The sequence below is a fragment of the Chryseobacterium sp. HR92 genome (assembly GCF_045689405.1).
Lineage (GTDB): Bacteria > Bacteroidota > Bacteroidia > Flavobacteriales > Weeksellaceae > Chryseobacterium > Chryseobacterium viscerum_A.
On the sequence record NZ_CP139139.1, the window covers coordinates 2,170,211 to 2,187,666 of the forward strand.

A 17,456-nucleotide genomic window follows, 5' to 3' on the forward strand; every position below is an offset into this window, starting at 1 on the left:
ATCAATGAAAAAGGCCTATTCAGAACCGTATATCATAAAATCCATTTCGGAACTGCATCGTTTGTTTGCTCTTCCCAAGCCTGATCATCCTCTGGTAAGCGTAATTGATTTTAAATTATTAAGCTATCAGCATAGTGATATATGGAAGCATTTTACCAATGATTTTTATTGTATTGTCCTTAAAAAAGGAAGCAACGGGAATTTTAAATACGGTCTTAAAGACTATGATTTTGCGGAAGGAATGATGACTTTTACAAAACCCGGACAGATATTTTCAGTAACATCCATAAAAGATAACCCTGTTAAAGGCTATATGCTGGTATTTAAGGCTGAATTGATCCGTTCATATCCTTTGGGAAAAAATATAGATCAATATGGCTTTTTCTCTTATTCCATTGCGGAAGCATTGCATCTTTCGGAAAAAGAGAATATTGCTATTTCATCTTTGTTGAAGCAGTTACAACATGAACTGAAGAATAATATAGACCATTACAGTCAGGATGTTATAGTGTCTCATATTGATCTTTTACTCAATTATTCCAATCGTTTTTACAACAGACAATTTATTACCAGAAAATCAGTAAATAATGATATTCTTGCCAGGCTTGAACAGATTTTAAAAGATTACTTCAACAATGAGCATGCTCTTAATCAAGGGCTGCCGACGGTTCAGTTCCTTGCTGATGAACTTCATCTTTCTCCTGATTATATGACAGATCTGCTGCGTAAAACAATTGGACAGAATACCCAGCAATATATTCATGAGCATTTAATAGAGAAAGCTAAAGAACTATTAACCATTTCCAGTTTAACCATCACTGAAATTGCCTATCAATTGGGATTTGAATATCCTCAGTCATTCAGTAAGCTGTTCAAAAGAAGTACAAAACAAACCCCATTGGAGTTCAGAAAATCCTTCAATTAAAAAAATAGGTTGGATAATCTTTTTTTATTATTTTTGTATCAATCATTACAAAAATAAATGAAAGGAAGACCTAGTATCCATCAGGATAAAGAACTCATTTTAAAAGCTCAGAAAACTTTCTGGGAAAAAGGCTTTACAGCAACTTCACTTAGTGATCTGAGCATCGCAACAGGAGCTGGTGCCGGAAGCTTATACAACTCTTTCAAAGGAGGAAAAAAAGAACTGTTTAAAAAAAGCCTGGGGCAGCGAAGAGAAGATTTTGAAAACTTCAAGCAAGAATTGAATAAAAACGAAGATCCGATTGGACTCCTTAAAAGCTTCTTTTTAAATATCGCTGATGCTGATTATAATGAGCATATGAAAGGCTGTATCGTAGCCAATACGCTTGTTGAAATGACATTCGTAGATGAAAGTTTGAAAGAAGAGGCTGTGGAGATACTAAAGGAAACAGAAAAACTCTACACTTCGGTTATTCAGGAACAACAAAATAAGGGAACTCTAAAGTCAATACTTCCAGCGGAGGTTTTAGGAAAATATCTGATCGCGTTTTGGTGTGGAATTAATTCTCTTCGCAGAATGTATCCGGATAAAAAAACTTTGAAAACTCAGATTGAAATACAATTGCAGCTGCTGCAATAAATTTTTTTTAATTATTTATTTAACGATCATTACAAAAATAAAACAATGAATTTACTACTAAAAGAAAAAAAAGCATTTATTAGCGGATCTACACAAGGAATAGGATTTTCAATAGCAAAACAATTATTACAGGAAGGAACATCAGTAATTATCAACGGAAGAAGTAAAGAAAAGACAGAATGGGCAGTAAAAAAACTCCAGCAGGAATTTCCAGATGCTGAGATATTAGGAATTGCTGCTGATTTTGCTAAAAGAGAGGATATTATCAGGCTTTCTGAAGAACTTTCAGATATTGATATTCTTATCAACAACGTAGGCATTTTTGGAGTTAATGATTTTTATGAAATATTAGATGAAGACTGGTATCATTATTTTGAGATCAATGTGATGAGTGGAATGCGTTTATCAAGAAAACTTCTTCCCGGAATGATTAAAAAAAATGCGGGTAGAATTATTTTTATCAGCAGTGAATCCGGGGTAAATGTACCTGAAAATATGATTCATTATGGAATGACAAAAGCAGCAATGTCTGCTTTGAGCAATGGATTATCCAAGCTTACGAAAGGGACAGCTGTTACTGTTAATACTATTTTAGGAGGTCCCACTTATTCGGATGGAGTTGCCACTACAGTAGAACAGATTGCTGAAGGACAAAATCTGACAGTTGATCAAATGAAAGATATTATTATCAAGAACTCCAATCCCCATATCCTTTTGCAGAGGTTTATAAATCCGGAAGAGATTGCCAGCCTGGTCGTATATCTTTCCAGTCCTCTTTCTATTGCCGTTAATGGAGCAAGTTTGAGAGCAGATAGTGGCGTTTTGAAAATAATCTAGTTAAAAAACGATCTGTAATTCAAGTGAACTACATGATTTTCAGCTTATCATAAAACTTAGAATGTTTCGGAGTAATATTAAACTGGATTCCAAAAGTTACCCCTTTAAAATATTTTTCTCTGTGAATCGGAAAGGCATAGCCACTATTCAGAAACACCGCATTGAACAACGAGATACCGATTCTTGGTTCCAGTGAGTATGGATTGCCGGAAATTCCCAGTAATAGTCCGGCACGGAGAATATTGATGTTGATTTCGGGAATCAATTTATCTGTATCATTTACATGAGTATAAAGCAGAGATGGTCCAATAATAATAGAACCTTCATAGCTTTCACCAAATCTGTATTCCAATCCTGCCTGCAGAACATTTCTTCCGGTGTAGCGATATGAAATATTCAGTGCTGTTTTTTCCAACAGCTGAGCTTTTGAAATAGCCGTTAAAAAAATAAGAAGTAGGATGAAATACTTTCTCATGATTGTTTTTGTTCAAATATAAAGGTTTTAGGGGCTTTACAAAAGATAAAGATAAGCCTTTAAAAGAATTATAATGGTATTGACTAGGTTGGCATCTTCAAATTTCCGTACCTTTGTCAGCTAATTTTATCATCAATGCAACTCGGAAAAACTCAGACTTTAACAATTTCAGAACAAATTAATTCAGGATGGATTCTCGTAGATGAATCCGGAGAAAAAGCTTTTCTGCCTAAAATCTTTATTCAGGATGAAAAAGAAACAGGTGATGAAGTTGAAGTTTTCGTGTATCAGGATGACGATAAATTAAAGGCAACTACTGAGATCCCATTGGCTGAAGTAGGGGAGTTTGCGGTGATGAGCTGTGTACAGAGTCTTCCAAGTGGAGCTTTTATGGATTGGGGAATCATTAAGGATTTATTTATCCCTTACAAACAGCAGAAAACCAAAATTATCGAAGGCAAAAGATATCTGGTTTATATTTATGTAGATGAAGATATGGAGCTGATTACGGGTACTACAAAGTTCAAGAGAAACCCGCAGTATGAAAATCTTCCGTTTCAAAAAGGAGACAAAGTAGATCTGCTTATGATGAACGAAAGTGAACTGGGCTGGAATGTGGTGATCAACAAACAATACATTGGTTTGATATACGCTTCCGATGTTTTCAAAAAGCTGTATCCGCTATCAGAAGAAAAAGGATATATTAAAACCATCCGTGAAGATGGGAAAATAGATATTTCTTTACAGCCGGAAGGTTTTGAAAATATTGATGAGTTCAAACAGAAAATTCTTAACAGGCTGGAAGAAAACTATGGACTTCTGTATGTGTCAGATAAGTCTTCTCCTGAAGAGATCAAGGATGAACTTCAGATGAGTAAGAAAAACTTTAAAAAGGCGATCGGAGGACTTTATAAAGATAAGATTATTGATATTCTGGACGACAAAATCAAATTATTATAAAATAAAAAACGAGCAGAAATTTCTGCTCGTTTTTTGTTTCCTTCCGTTAATTACGAGAAGCGATCAATCGTTGTTCTTTTGCGTAAAATAATTCTCTTCAATGATCTTTTATTGAAGAGAATTATTTTTTTATCCCAAATTTTAAATTCAAAAAACATGATGGATGTCATAACATTTTTGTTTAATTTTTTTGTTTAACAATTTTGTCAAAAATAAATTTTAGTATAAATTTGCACAAATTTGTTTAACAAAAATGTCAAATCAAGCAAAAAAAGACCAAACACAGGAATTGATCAAGGAGACAGCGAAGAATTTATTCTTTGTGAAAGGAAAATTTGATGCTACTACGCAGGAGATTGCAGATGAAGCAGGAGTGAACAGAACGCTTATTAATTACTATTTCCGTTCAAGAGATAAGCTTATCCAGATCATTTTTGATGAAGCTCAGAGAGTAGAACAGGAAAAGTCAAAGATTATTCAGAACTCTGCTCTGCCTTTTAAAGAAAAGATCAGCAAGTTCATAGAAAGCAGTCTTTCTACAAGTCTTCAGTATCCGTATCTGGAAACGTATATTGTATCGCAGATCAATAAAGGAACCTGCCATCACAGAGAAATTGAGGAAGATATCCTGAATGAAATGTATAGTGACATCGAAAAAGAAATGGAATTGGGAAATATAGAAAAAATGGCACCTGTGCAGTTTATTCTTAATATGGTTGCTCTATTAGTGTTCCCAAGCGCCATAAGACCATTATTTATGGAAAATTTATTAATTAATGATGAAGAATATGATAAGATCATTTCTGAGCGAAAAGAGATTATTATCAATATGTTGTTCAAAAATTAAAAAAAACTAAAGTATTTATGAAAATGATTCGTCATTTAGAAATAAATAATGACTGAAAATTAAATAAAAAATAAACGAAGTATAAAATTATGAATAGAAAACGTATAACTGCTACAAAGCTAAAAATTGGGATAGCTTCAGCATTTATGATTTTCGGCTCTACATTGATGTCTGCCCAGCAGCAGGTTTCCCTGCAGGAAGCAATAAAACAGGCACTTCAAAATAAAGCAGAAGCTAAAAAAGCTGCTTTACAGGTCAAAAAAGCCGAATACAAGATTGATGAGGCCAGAGCCGGTGCTCTTCCACAGGTCACTGCGACGGCGGGCTTAACCTATAACCCGATTATTCAGGAATCTTTGCTGGAATTTGGAGGAGAGAAAATCAGGGCTCAGTTTGGGCAGCCTTGGGGGTCTACAGCTTCTGTACAACTTCAGCAGGCGATTTTTGATCAGAGAGTATTTACAGGACTTAAAGCTGCAAAATCAACAAGAGAGTTTTATGTACTGAATGCCCAGTTAACCAATGAACAGATTATTGAAAATGTAGCAACAGCTTATTATCAGGTGTTCGTACAGGAGGAAAATCTTAAAACGGTAACTGCCAGCTATGCCAATACTGAAAAAGTAAGAAATGTTATTAAAAGCTTAGTTGATAATGGATTGGCAAAGGCAATCGATTTAGACAGAACAAATGTTCAGCTTACTAATATTGGTTCCAATAAACAGACTTTAATCAACTCTGTTGAGCTTTCAAAAAATGCTTTGAAGTTCTATATGGGAATCCCGATTTCTACGGATATTGAGCTTGAAGAAAAAGAGATCGAACCAAAGCCTGAGCTGATTGCGAGCAACGTAAATCTTAATGATCGTACAGAGATCAAAGTTTTAAACAAAAACAGGGAACTTTTGGTTTTCAATAAAAAAGCGACCGAAGCTTATCTTTATCCATCAGTAAATCTTACTGCGAATTACGGATGGGGAGCAAACGGAGCAAAATTCCCGCTGACAAATGGTCTTAGTAAGGGAGTTCTCTGGAGCGATTATTCAGCAATTGGTTTGAATGTAAATATTCCTATTTTCACCGGAGGAGCTACAAAAGCAAAAATCAATCAGGCTGAAATTGATATTCAGGATATTGATGTTGATATTGAAAACACTCAGTTGAGCTTAAGTTTAGATTATAAAAATGCGGTCACCAATATGGAAAATGCATTGATTAATATTGAAAGCATGAAAGATAATGTAGGATTGGCAGAAAGAGTTCAGAAAAATACACAGGCAAATTATCAGTATGGGTTAGCAACCCTTACAGAAGTGCTGGATTCTGAGAATGCTCTGACACAGGCAAAACAGAACTATTCTAATGCATTGCTGGATTACAAACAGGCAGAGATCAAGCTGATAAAAGCTAAGGGTGAACTAAACACACTACAAAACTTATAATAAACTAAAATGAAAAAAACTTTAATATATATCATCGTAGCAGCAGTACTGGTAGGTTTAGCCGCTTACAAGATTGCCGGGAACAAAGAAAAACAGACGCAGGAAGTAAAAGAAGTTGCTAAGCAGGTAGATAAAATCAACGTTAATATTGTAACTGTTACAAGAGAAAATATTGATACAGACTACTCAGCCAACGGGACATTCATTCCTAAGCAGGAAATGAACCAGTCTTCTGAAATTGCCGGACGTATTGTAAGCGTTCTGGTAAAAGAAGGTTCAAGAGTTAGTGCAGGCCAGGTTTTGGCAACTATCAAGAGAGATGCTATCGAAGTGGATGTTACACAGGCTCAGAATAATTTACAGAATGCTATTATTGATAATCAGCGTTACGAAAATGCTTTTAAAACAGGAGGTGTTACAAAACAACAGGTTGATAATTCAAGACTTCAACTGAAAAATGCGCAGGCAGCTGTGAAAGCTCAGGGAGTAAGAGTGAATGACACCAGCATCCGTGCAGGTATCAGCGGAACAGTCAATAAAAAGTTGGTAGAACCTGGAACAGTTGTTTCGGTAGGAACTTCCATGTTTGAGATCGTTAATATCAACAGCTTAAAATTGTCTGTTTTAGTAGATGAAAGCCAGATCGGAAAAATTCAGTTAGGTCAGGAAGTTCCGATTAAAGTAAATGTTTTACCTGAAGATTCTTTCGTAGGTAGAATTACTTTCATTGCTCCTAAAAGTGATGCTTCTTTAAATTTCCCTGTTGAAATTGAAGTTCAGAACAGAGGAAACCTGAAAGCAGGTATGTATGCAACCGCTAAATTCAGTACAAATAATGGTGCAGAAACTCAGAATATGCTGACAGTTCCTGCGGAAGCCTTTGTAAATGGGGTAAGCTCAGGACAATTATTCGTTGTTCAGAATGGTGTTGCTAAATTGATCAAAGTAACCATCGGAAAAGTTTACGGAGATAAAGTTCAGGTATTAAGCGGATTGAATGGAGGAGAGCAGGTAGTAACCAGCGGACAGATCAACCTGGACAATGGATCTAAAGTGAACATTATAAAGTAGTAGATCTATGAAGTTAGCAGAAATATCGATTAAAAGACCCTCGCTGGTAATTGTATTATTTACAATTCTGACGTTGGGAGGTATCCTGAGTTATACACTCATGGGATACGAATTGATTCCGAAGTTTGAAACCAACATGGTAACAATATCTACGGTATATCCGGGAGCTTCCCCTGCAGAGGTGGAAACATCCGTGACCCGAAAGATTGAAGATGCCGTAGGTTCTCTGGAAAACGTAAAAAAAGTAGAATCTTCTTCATATGAGAGTTTATCCGTAATCATGGTTCAGCTGAATGATGGTGCCGATGTAGACTACGCCTTGAATGATGCTCAGAGAAAGGTAAATGCTATCCTTGCAGACCTTCCGGACGACGTGAAAGCACCCTCTCTGAACAAATTCTCTTTGGATGATCTACCAATTATCACGATGAGTATTTCATCTGATAAGCTAAACAGTAAGGATCTTTATGACTTATTGGATAAAAAGATTGAACCTATTTTCTCCCGTGTAAATGGTGTAGCTCAGGTTGACCTTGTGGGTGGACAGGAAAGAGAAATTCAGGTGAATCTGGATGAGAAAAAATTACAGGGGTACGGACTTTCAATTGGAGACGTACAACAGGCAATCCTATCATCAAACCTTGACTTCCCAACAGGAAGTTTGAAAACGAGAACTACAAAATCTACGATCAGACTTTCAGGAAAATATAAGTCTACTGAGGAAATGAACAACCTTGTTGTTTCCAATAAAAATGGAGCACAGGTACGTTTGTCTGATATTGCAACAGTTTTCGACTCTCAGAAGGATGTTGAAAAAGTAGCGAGATTCAACCAGTTCCCGACCATTTTGATGCAGGTTAAAAAACAATCTGATGCGAATGCGGTAGCAGTATCTGAAAGTGTTCAGAAAACAATTAAAACAGTAGAAGAAGCCTATAAAGTTCAGGGTGTAAAAGTAAAAATCGTAAACGATACTACAGAATTTACCCTTGAATCAGCCAACCACGTTATTTTCGACTTATTCTTAGCGATTATCCTCGTGGCAATTGTGATGTTGTTATTCCTTCACAGTATCAGAAACGCGTTTATCGTAATGGTTTCTATCCCGGCTTCATTGGTGGCAGCGTTCATCGGAATGAACCTAATGGGCTATACTTTGAACCTAATGAGTTTGCTGGGGCTGTCCCTTGTGGTAGGTATCCTGGTGGATGACGCGATCGTAGTGCTGGAAAACATTTACCGTCACATGGAGATGGGTAAAAGCAAAATCAGAGCAGCTTATGACGGAGCTTCAGAGATCGGATTTACCGTTGCTGCGATTACATTGGTAATTGTGGTGGTATTCTTACCAATTGCGATGAGTTCAGGTCTTGTAGCCAACATCCTTGCTCAGTTCTGCGTCACGGTAGTTATTGCAACCTTATTATCATTGTTGGCTTCATTTACCATCATTCCTTGGTTATCATCAAGATTCGGTAAACTGGAACATTTAACAGGTAAAAACTGGTTTGAGAAATTCATTCTTTGGTTTGAAGGATTAATTGACAAGTTTACACACTGGATCACCGGAATCCTTGAATGGTGTCTGAAAACGACATTAAGAAGAATCTCAACAGTAGTGATTACATTCATTGTCTTAATCAGTTCATTCATGCTGGTAGCATTCGGTTTCATTGGAGGAGAGTTCTTCCCGCCAATCGACCGTGGCCAGTTCCTTGTACAAATGGAATTGTCAAAAGATGCAACCGTTGAAAAAACAAACCAATTAACATTAGATGTTGAGAAGTTCTTAAGAAGCGATAAAGATGTTGTAGACCTTATTACAACTGTTGGACAGCAGTCTACAGGTTTTGGGGGTGCTCAGGCAACAACATATCAGTCTGAGGTTCAGGTAAACTTAACAGACAAGTCTGAGCGTTCTGAAAGCACCAACATCAAAGCTGCGAAAATAAAAAGACAGCTGGAAGAGAAATTCACAGGAGTTGAGTTTAAAACAGCTCCAATTGGTATCATGGGTGCTGAAAACGCTCCTATTGAAATGGTAGTAACAGGACCTGATAACGAAACAGCAGTAAAAGAAGCAACAAGAATCCTAGAACTATTGAAAAAAGTTCCGGGAGCTGTGGATGCTGAATTATCTACAGATACAGGTAGCCCGGAAGTTCAGGTAAGTATTGACAGAGATAAAATGTCTTCTCTAGGTTTAAATCTTTCAAGTGTAGGACAGACAATGCAGACTGCATTCAACGGAAATACAGATGGGAAATTCAGAGCCGGAGAATATGAATACGATATCAATATCCGTTTTGGAGATGTCAACAGACAATCCATTGATGATGTTAAAAACCTTATGTTTACAAACCCTCAGGGGCAGCAGGTTCGTTTAAGCCAGTTTGCTGAAGTAAAAATGGGCTCCGGACCAAGCTTACTTGAACGTAGAGATAAATCTCCTTCGGTAAAAGTAAGAGCAAAAGCAGTAGGTAGACCGGTAGGGGACGTAGCGAATGAGTGGGCAAACCAGTTCATGAACAGCAACAAAAAACCTATTGGAGTAGATTATATCTGGAGTGGAGATATGGAAAACCAGCAGGAAGGTTTTGGTACTTTAGGAATTGCTTTATTAGCAGCTATCGTATTGGTATATCTGGTAATGGTTTCACTATATGACAGTTTTGTATATCCTTTCGTGGTATTGTTCTCAATCCCGTTAGCGATGATTGGAGTAATGGTGATTCTTGCCTTAACTGCCAACTCACTGAATATCTTCACCATGTTAGGGATGATCATGTTGATTGGTCTTGTAGCGAAGAATGCAATCCTTATCGTTGACTTTACCAATGCGAGAAAAGCTGCAGGAGCTAATACTCACGATGCTTTGGTACAGGCCAACCACGCACGTCTTCGTCCGATCCTGATGACAACGATTGCGATGATCTTCGGTATGTTACCAATTGCATTGGCAACAGGTGCAGGAGCTGAGATGAACAAAGGTCTTGCATGGGTAGTAATCGGTGGTTTGACATCGTCTCTATTCCTTACCTTGATTATTGTACCGGTAGTTTACTCTTTATTTGACTCTGTTTTACGCAGAATGGGTAAAGATACAAAAGTAGACTACGAAGCTGAAATGAAGGCAGATTATGTACACAGAGAACTAAATGAAGACGGATTTACTCCGAAGCATTTAGATAAATAAAATTAAACCTTTAATTAACCTAAAAGCCGTATCATTTTTTGATGCGGCTTTTTTGTTGATTATGTTTTGATAGGTTTTGGCTAAAGCCATTGATGGTTAATCATAACGTTTATAAAAATCTTTCTGTTAAATATTATTACTAAGAAAAAGGTTGTTTTTACAGTTAAATTATTGATTTTGTCATTGACTACGTCGAATCTCGATTTCTGACGAAGGAAGAATCTCATTTATAATTAAACCCATGAGATTCTTCACTGCATTGCAGAACTTTGTTCGCAGACCTTCAGTCTGTGTTCAGAATGACACTAGTTGTACTATAAGACATCAATAGGAGCGGGCTTTAGCCCGCTTAATTATATAAGGCCTAATATTGGCTTTAGCCAAAACATAATATCCGGTTTTTGGCAACAAAAAAACTTCCAGCATACACTGAAAGCTTTTATATATTGTAATGTAGAAAAATTAATCTGCCATGGCCTCTCCGGACTTTCTGTAGATAAAGTTTCCATAGATGTGTCTTCTTGCGAAACGGCTTGGTGAATCAGCATTGATCATTTTGATATAAGTATTTTTAGGAACTCCCATGTACTCATACATATTTCCGTTCAGATGCTGAACCGTTAAGATCGATTTTTCAAGATAAAAATCCTGAATGTTAGATTTCGTAATGGTTTCGGTATATTCTTCTTTGTATTTTTCCTGTGTTTCAGAATTGATACTTACCAAAAAATGATATGCTTCAATTACAGACTTGCTTTTTTCTTCAGCTTCTATTTTTCCGGATTCATCATTAATGAATTTATCAGGATGTGTATCTTTCATTACATTTCTGTAAATCGTCTTTAATTCTTTTAAAGTAACATTTTTATCTACTCCAAGAAGTGTTCTGTGCTCACCAATTTTTTTCATATCTCTAACCCTTATTTTCGGGGTGCAAAATTAAGCAATTAAATTTAAAACACCATAACTTATTCATTATTAATTTATTTCGTGGGATTTTTGGGTGAAAAAATATCATGATCACAGACAGATGAAATTTGTATAGTTAACCCTTACAGCTAATTAAACTCCAAATAAAGATTTTTATTCAGTTTAAAATAAATAAACCCGTTCTTAAAATCAATCACAGTATTGAATCTTTTCAAAAATTGATTGCCAAAAAATCCTGCCATTTTTTCGGTAGCATCAATTCCTTCTGTGGAGGCAGAAAGTGTAATCGGGAGGTTATAAAGATATTTTTGGGTGAATTTTACAGCCGGACAAAGAACAACAGGCATTTCATATACTGAGCCATCAGAGCCTCTTGCCGTGGCTTTGCCTATGGTTTTCATAACTTTTACCAGCCCATTACTTTTGGCAAAAGGAGAAGCTATGGTAAGCGCATCATCCGCTCCGCTGTCAAGCCCGAAAAAGCCTGAATATTCTTTATCATTCACTATTATACTACTTTCTACAGCAGGATAATTGTCAATCATATGGAGCTTTACTTTCTCATATCCTGCTAAATCCATGGACAGATCATTTTCTTCATAAAAACGGATTTTATTTTGATGATAATCAATTTCAATGATTTTCCCCTTCATCAGATCCGTTCCGAAAACCCCGTCAAAATTTGCGGAATCATAGGGAATAAGAGTAAACTGTATATCATTTTTCTGAATGTTTCCAAACTGTACTGTATTGTGGCTGCTGTAATCAACCGTATTTACTCCGTTTGATCCTTTATTTTCAGACTGTCCATCAATTTTCAGCGGTACTTTTTTCTTTGCATTGATATTGATGACAGAACCATCGGCACCTGTATCAAACAGGAACTTTATACTGTCAGTTTTATTGACTTTACAGTACACATAAACAGAATTGTTTTCCAGGGAAAAAGGAAGGGTAGTGGGTACCTTTTGGGCTGACACCGCTATAGAAAATAGCAATATCAGAAGAATAACGATGAGTTTCATAGGTTAGTTTTAGAAGTACGAAAATAGAGGTAATGAGCACTTTTACAAAGAAATAACTAGCCATTAACCCTCCTTTAACTGTTCCTTAACCGTTTCCTATAATAATTTCACAAAAAAACAGTACCCAATCTGAGTACTGTCATTATATTTTTTAATAATTAAATCTTTCAATCTTTTAATGATCCTACGGCTCATCACAGGTTCTCTTCAGCTTTGTAAAGATCTTATCAAAATCTTTGTAAGAAGTTACCTCATCTTCACGTTTCTGCCTGAAGCTGCTGTTGGCACAGTTGTGAAAGCCAAGACCAATCAGGTCTATCAGTGCATAATCTTCTTTTTGCGGATCATTCATTTTGGCATCAAATCTTGCCATTACACTTTTCGGATCAGCATTGTTTTTACTCTTAAGTTCAGTGTAATTTTTCCATGCAGCAAACATCTTTTCTCTGTCCGGAGAGGATATAGCGTCAATCTGTTCTCTGCAGGTATTGTAATATTTACTGTTTTTAAGGGTGGAAGGATCAGAATAAGCCAGGATTTCTTCTTTATTCAGCTGGTATTCATTTTCAAAAGAATCAATGGTATTTTCCATTAATTTTTTCCATCTGGGAAGATCAATGACTTTAATACTGTACAATTCCTTTTTCTTTTCCTCATATTGTTTTTCAAGATCCTGTAAGTAAGCTTCTCTGTTTTGACGGATTTCTTCAAGCTGGGAAAGTTTAAAAACAGGGCGGGTATCAAATACAACCCCATTGAACTGATACAAAAGCTTATTGACTCCGTCTATTTCTTCTTTTTTATATTTAGCCGAATCAAAATACCCTTTATTGTCACAATTGAAAGTCTGATAACTATAAGGTGTCAGATTGTTTGTTTTTGCTGGAGCTTTTTGCCCCCATATAGTAATGGATAAGGCCAGTGCAAGCCCAATCATCATTTTTTTCATGCACATAAGTTCTGAAAGAATCCGAATTTTTCTGAATTTCGGTGCAAAATTAAGGCTTTAAATTCAAAATCTAAAGAATTAAATAGATTTTCTCAATAGATTTCCAATATTTTATAAAGATTTTGTACCTGCATTTTATTTTTTGCAAAACTAGGAGAATAAAACACTAAAAAACGGGTAAAGAAAACCAAAACGTAGTGTATTTTTTACCTAGTAATAGTTGCTTACTTCAATAAGATTCTGATCAGGATCGCGGAAGTAAACCGATTTGATTTTTCCTACAGCTCCGGTTCTGTCTACAATCCCTTCAATGATTTCTACCTTTTTCTGTCTGAGCTCTTCCATTACATCATGAATGTCTGTCTGTGCTATAAAACAAAGGTCTGTAGAACCACTGGTAGGATATTCTGCTTTAGGCTCAAATTCATGTCCTTTCTGATGCAGATTGATCTTTTGATTTCCGAAGATCAATGCTTTTCTGTTATCTCCAAAAATGACTGCTTCAAATCCCATCACATGGGTGTAGAATTCAATAGTTTTATCAATATCTGCCACAGTTAAGACAAGATGGTCAAGGTTCTTTATTTCCATAATTTACTTTTAAGCATTAATTCTGAATAAAATTAAGGGTATTTGTAAGCCTGTTGTTACTGTTATTGATTGTTTTTTTAGATTTAAAATAATAGATTTACACGAATTAACACGAAATCATGATCTATTATTTTTTTCTTCTTTTTATTATCGCCGTTTTTGGAGGAATTGCTTATCTTATAATGCGTTTTTTCAATAAATGGACCCGAAATAATAAGTATGAAGTTCTTTTTAACACCTTAATATTTATCGGATCTTTTTTTCTGGTATCATTTCTCAGTCTTTTAATCTTCTTTTCCACCGTTGATTTTTCCAGATAGCTCTGTGTTTTTTCTAAGAATTGCATAAGCAATGCCGAGGTTGATCAAAAGGGCTGCCCAGACATTTAAGCCATAAAAAAGCTGGTAATCATGATATGCTTCGTTGTAAAACAGATTCTTAACGATTCTGAATGTAATTGCTGTTGTGGTTACTGCATAGCTTAGAATCATATAAGTTTTATGTCTGCTGATATTGCCTTTTTTAATAGAAAGTACAGCCACAATGGTGAAATAGGCCCAGAGAACATCCTGTATCAGAAATCCTGTAATCCCGATAAGGCCTCCATTTGAAAAAAGTCCCAGTACAAAACATGCCGGAACATTGATGATCAGAATATTGTAAACATATATTTTCCCAATGATCTTATGGAGGTCTCTGTTTTCAGCTAAAAACCGAGTTGAAAACTGCGTAAGACCAGTCAGAAGACAGAGCGTTATAGAAAAAATATGAATATAGAAAAAGGCCATCCAATACGGATTGCCGACTACCTGCTGTTTAAAGGCCAGAAACCCAATGTTTTTATCAAAAGAAGTATACTGAGAAATCGTTTTCAGCATGAGAATACTGAAAATTAAAACGGAAAATAAAGCGATTACTTTAATGATTTTTGTTCCTGACAACTTCATCATTTATTGATTAACAGATAAACTCTAGTGGATTGAAACTTAATTTTCCAAAACTTCTCTGATCTTTTAAATATACATTTTAGTCATCATTTATTATGGATCAATCAGCTTTTATATCCTGATTCTACATGATCCCTTTCATCCGCAAGTGCTGCAAAAGCATAATCGTTTTGGCGTCTTTGATTTCCCCGGTATCAATCATGGCCAGGCTTTCCTCAAAAGATAATTCAAGAACTTCTATATTTTCACCTTCCTCTTCCAATCCGCCGCCGTCCGTGATCTTCATTTCATTTGAATATTCTGCAATAAAAAAATGAAGGATTTCTGTAACAGATCCGGGGGACATATAAGCTTCAAATACTTTTTCAACTCTGGAAATTTTATATCCGGTTTCCTCTTCTGTTTCCCTTTTTATACAATCTTCAGGATTATCATTATCCAAAAGTCCGGCACAGGCTTCAATGAGCATTCCTGTAGAATTCCCATTGATATAAGTTGGGAGCCGGAATTGTCTGGTCAGAATAACCGTGTTTGAAAGTGTGTTGTAAAGGAGAATAACAGCTCCGTTTCCGCGGTCGTAAGCCTCTCTGCTCTGAGTTTCTGTGGTTCCATCCTTTTTCAAAACAGAATAGGTGACTTTGTTCAGTGTATACCAGTTGTTTGAAAGGATTTCTGTCTGAAGGATTTTGATATCAGGATTTTGCATAAGGAATATCTTCTATGGTATAATAAATGGTCAGACCTCTTTCTTTGGCTATTCTTACATCCTCATCAGCTCCTTTTGAAGCTCCTTCTATACGCAGCACTGCATCACATTTTTCAAGAAGAGCATGAGCTACCGGATACTGTATTTCCTGCCATGCTTCATCACCTATTTGCGTAGAGCCCGCAAGATGGATCAATGGCAGCGCAACCCATTCCCCGATAATTGGAATGTGGCCCTTTCTGAAAATAGGAAGAGCAACGGCTTCAAGATTGTGAAGATTCTGCTGGATAAGCTGTGGATCATCGTTCGTCCCGCTGCGGTAAGGACCTGCAATAAGTATAAACATAATTTTTTTTGGGTAAAGTAACAGAACTTTCAGAATAAAAAAAATAATATAGCTTAAGAGAAACTGTTTTTTTGTTTAGATTTTATAAGGCTTAAAAATTCAGGAGTAATCCCTAAATAAGAAGCAATTTGTTTTTGCCTGATACGTTTTACCGCTTCAGGATATTTCTGAAGAAAGTTATAATAGCGTTCTTCTGCAGGTAAAGAAAGGTTTTCAATTGTTCGGAGCTGTTCCCTGATATAAGCATTCTGCATCATAATCCGGAAAAAGCGTTCAAATTTCGGAACTTTATGATAAAGGTCGTCCAGATGATCTTTCTGAAGCTGCAAAATACAGCTTTCTTCCAATGCTTCAATATTCAGCATGGCAGGTTTTTGATTGATAAAGCAGTACATATCAGTGATCCACCAGTCAGAAACCGCGAACATGATCGTAGATTCTTTTCCTGTGGTATCCATATGAAAAGCTCTCAAAATTCCAGCCTGAACAAAATTGATCTCTTTACAGGCTTGTTGCTGTTGTAAAATCAATTCTTTCTTAGCAACTTTTTTTTCTTTTAATAGAGACAGAAAATAAGACTGCTCCTTATTGGTAAGTGAAATATGCCTGGAAATATTTTTTAGAATTAAATGTTCTTCCTCCATTCTGCTAATGCTTTTGTAATAGATTCTTTAAAGCCTCATCCAGGTCCGGAAACTTAAAATGAAACCCGGCATCCTGAATTTTCTGTGAAGAGGCTCTTGAACCTTCCAATATTGCCGTAGCCAGTTCTCCGAAGATGAGTTTCAGGACAAATCCCGGAACATTGGGCATGAATAAAGGTTTTCCAAGTACTTTTGCAATCTTTTTTGTAAGATCTTTATTCGTAGTATGTTGCGGAGAAACAGCATTGTAGGCTCCTTCCATTGTTGAATTTTTTAAAGCAAACTCATAAATAGAACAAATATCTTCAAGATGAATCCATGGCATATATTGCTTACCGCTTCCTAGCGGGGATCCTATATAATATTGAATAGGTGGAATCATTTTCTTTAAAGCTCCGTCTTTTTCAGAAAGCACAACAGCAGTGCGTATTTTAACCACTCTTTCTGCCAGATTCTTTTCTTTGAAATCGTCAGCAGCTCTTTCCCATAAAACCACAACTTCACTTAGAAAATCATTACCGGGAGGATCACTTTCAGTATAGAGTTTTTCCGAAGTTTCAGTACCATAAAAATTAATTCCTGAAGCTGAAATAAAAGATTTAAGCTTTATTTTATTTTTTCTTAAAGCAGTTTGAAGTAATTCCGCTGAATCAACACGGCTCGAAATCAATTCTCTTTTTCTTTCCGGGGTCCAGCGTTTTTCTGAAATATTGGCACCGGCAAGATGAATGATGTGAGAGACATTTTCCAAAGCAGCTTCATCTATATTTCCTTTTCTGATATCCCATTCATATTCATTATCATATTTTTTTTTCCGGGTCAGAAATCTGATTTCATATTCCTTGTCTATCTTTTTGGCCAGTTCTTTGGCGATCATACCACTGGCTCCGGTGATCAGAACAACTTCTTTCATAATACTTTATTTA

18 protein-coding genes are annotated in these 17,456 nt (G+C 36.0%); 8 read left to right on the forward strand and 10 right to left on the reverse strand.

Going from position 1 to position 17,456, the window contains the following annotated elements:
* The first annotated feature begins 4 nt into the window (after positions 1 to 4).
* From SFA27_RS09705 to SFA27_RS09715, 3 genes are read left to right on the forward strand one after another with little or no spacing between them, the layout of a single operon-like run.
* The gene (locus tag SFA27_RS09705; protein ID WP_407297920.1) at positions 5 to 925 is read left to right on the forward strand and encodes an AraC family transcriptional regulator; all 921 of its coding nucleotides are present in this window, start codon (positions 5 to 7) and stop codon (positions 923 to 925) included.
* A gap of 57 nt (positions 926 to 982) precedes the next feature.
* A complete protein-coding gene (locus tag SFA27_RS09710; RefSeq protein ID WP_407297921.1) occupies positions 983 to 1,564 on the forward strand; it encodes a TetR/AcrR family transcriptional regulator in 582 nt (193 codons plus the stop codon).
* A 45-nt stretch (positions 1,565 to 1,609) separates the two neighbouring features.
* The gene (locus SFA27_RS09715; protein WP_407297922.1) at positions 1,610 to 2,401 is read left to right on the forward strand and encodes an SDR family NAD(P)-dependent oxidoreductase; all 792 of its coding nucleotides are present in this window, start codon (positions 1,610 to 1,612) and stop codon (positions 2,399 to 2,401) included.
* Positions 2,402 to 2,429: 28 nt separating this feature from the next.
* Here the strand turns inward: SFA27_RS09715 and SFA27_RS09720 are convergent, their stop codons facing one another.
* Entirely contained in the window at positions 2,430 to 2,876 is a 447-nt protein-coding gene (locus tag SFA27_RS09720) for a hypothetical protein (protein ID WP_407297924.1), read from the reverse strand.
* 135 nt (positions 2,877 to 3,011) lie between these two features.
* Between SFA27_RS09720 and SFA27_RS09725 the strand changes: the two genes are divergently transcribed.
* The 5 genes from SFA27_RS09725 (at position 3,012) to SFA27_RS09745 (ending at position 10,392) form a co-directional block, all read left to right on the forward strand.
* A complete protein-coding gene (locus tag SFA27_RS09725) occupies positions 3,012 to 3,836 on the forward strand; it encodes a S1 RNA-binding domain-containing protein (RefSeq protein WP_047374289.1) in 825 nt (274 codons plus the stop codon).
* Positions 3,837 to 4,089: 253 nt separating this feature from the next.
* Positions 4,090 to 4,683 (forward strand): TetR/AcrR family transcriptional regulator, encoded by a 594-nt coding sequence (locus tag SFA27_RS09730; RefSeq protein WP_047374291.1) that lies wholly within the window; start codon positions 4,090 to 4,092, stop codon positions 4,681 to 4,683.
* Positions 4,684 to 4,772: 89 nt separating this feature from the next.
* Positions 4,773 to 6,125 carry a TolC family protein gene (locus SFA27_RS09735; protein ID WP_047374293.1) on the forward strand — a complete coding sequence of 451 codons (1,353 nt, stop codon included), beginning with the start codon at positions 4,773 to 4,775 and terminating at the stop codon, positions 6,123 to 6,125.
* A 9-nt stretch (positions 6,126 to 6,134) separates the two neighbouring features.
* Positions 6,135 to 7,196 carry an efflux RND transporter periplasmic adaptor subunit gene (locus SFA27_RS09740; RefSeq protein WP_047374295.1) on the forward strand — a complete coding sequence of 354 codons (1,062 nt, stop codon included), beginning with the start codon at positions 6,135 to 6,137 and terminating at the stop codon, positions 7,194 to 7,196.
* Between the two features lie 7 nt (positions 7,197 to 7,203).
* Entirely contained in the window at positions 7,204 to 10,392 is a 3,189-nt protein-coding gene (locus SFA27_RS09745; protein ID WP_407297925.1) for an efflux RND transporter permease subunit, read from the forward strand.
* 462 nt (positions 10,393 to 10,854) lie between these two features.
* Here the strand turns inward: SFA27_RS09745 and SFA27_RS09750 are convergent, their stop codons facing one another.
* From SFA27_RS09750 to SFA27_RS09790, 9 genes are all read right to left on the reverse strand, one after another.
* A complete protein-coding gene (locus SFA27_RS09750; protein WP_047374300.1) occupies positions 10,855 to 11,301 on the reverse strand; it encodes a KTSC domain-containing protein in 447 nt (148 codons plus the stop codon).
* A gap of 149 nt (positions 11,302 to 11,450) precedes the next feature.
* Positions 11,451 to 12,347, reverse strand: coding sequence for a retropepsin-like aspartic protease (locus tag SFA27_RS09755; protein WP_407297926.1), 897 nt, complete (start codon positions 12,345 to 12,347; stop codon positions 11,451 to 11,453).
* 184 nt (positions 12,348 to 12,531) lie between these two features.
* A complete protein-coding gene (locus SFA27_RS09760; protein ID WP_264517755.1) occupies positions 12,532 to 13,296 on the reverse strand; it encodes a hypothetical protein in 765 nt (254 codons plus the stop codon).
* A gap of 210 nt (positions 13,297 to 13,506) precedes the next feature.
* Entirely contained in the window at positions 13,507 to 13,887 is a 381-nt protein-coding gene (locus SFA27_RS09765; RefSeq protein WP_407297927.1) for a VOC family protein, read from the reverse strand.
* Positions 13,888 to 14,171: 284 nt separating this feature from the next.
* Positions 14,172 to 14,837 carry a DUF2306 domain-containing protein gene (locus SFA27_RS09770; RefSeq protein WP_407297928.1) on the reverse strand — a complete coding sequence of 222 codons (666 nt, stop codon included), beginning with the start codon at positions 14,835 to 14,837 and terminating at the stop codon, positions 14,172 to 14,174.
* A 121-nt stretch (positions 14,838 to 14,958) separates the two neighbouring features.
* Positions 14,959 to 15,540, reverse strand: a complete 582-nt coding sequence (gene nudK / locus SFA27_RS09775; RefSeq protein WP_407297929.1) for a GDP-mannose pyrophosphatase NudK — start codon at positions 15,538 to 15,540, stop codon at positions 14,959 to 14,961.
* Positions 15,527 to 15,886, reverse strand: a complete 360-nt coding sequence (locus tag SFA27_RS09780; RefSeq protein WP_047374310.1) for an NUDIX hydrolase — start codon at positions 15,884 to 15,886, stop codon at positions 15,527 to 15,529. The genes nudK and SFA27_RS09780 overlap by 14 nt, the downstream gene beginning before the upstream one ends.
* 53 nt (positions 15,887 to 15,939) lie before the next feature.
* Positions 15,940 to 16,530 (reverse strand): Crp/Fnr family transcriptional regulator, encoded by a 591-nt coding sequence (locus tag SFA27_RS09785; protein WP_407297930.1) that lies wholly within the window; start codon positions 16,528 to 16,530, stop codon positions 15,940 to 15,942.
* 4 nt (positions 16,531 to 16,534) lie between these two features.
* Entirely contained in the window at positions 16,535 to 17,443 is a 909-nt protein-coding gene (locus SFA27_RS09790; RefSeq protein ID WP_407297931.1) for a TIGR01777 family oxidoreductase, read from the reverse strand.
* Positions 17,444 to 17,456 lie beyond the last annotated feature (13 nt).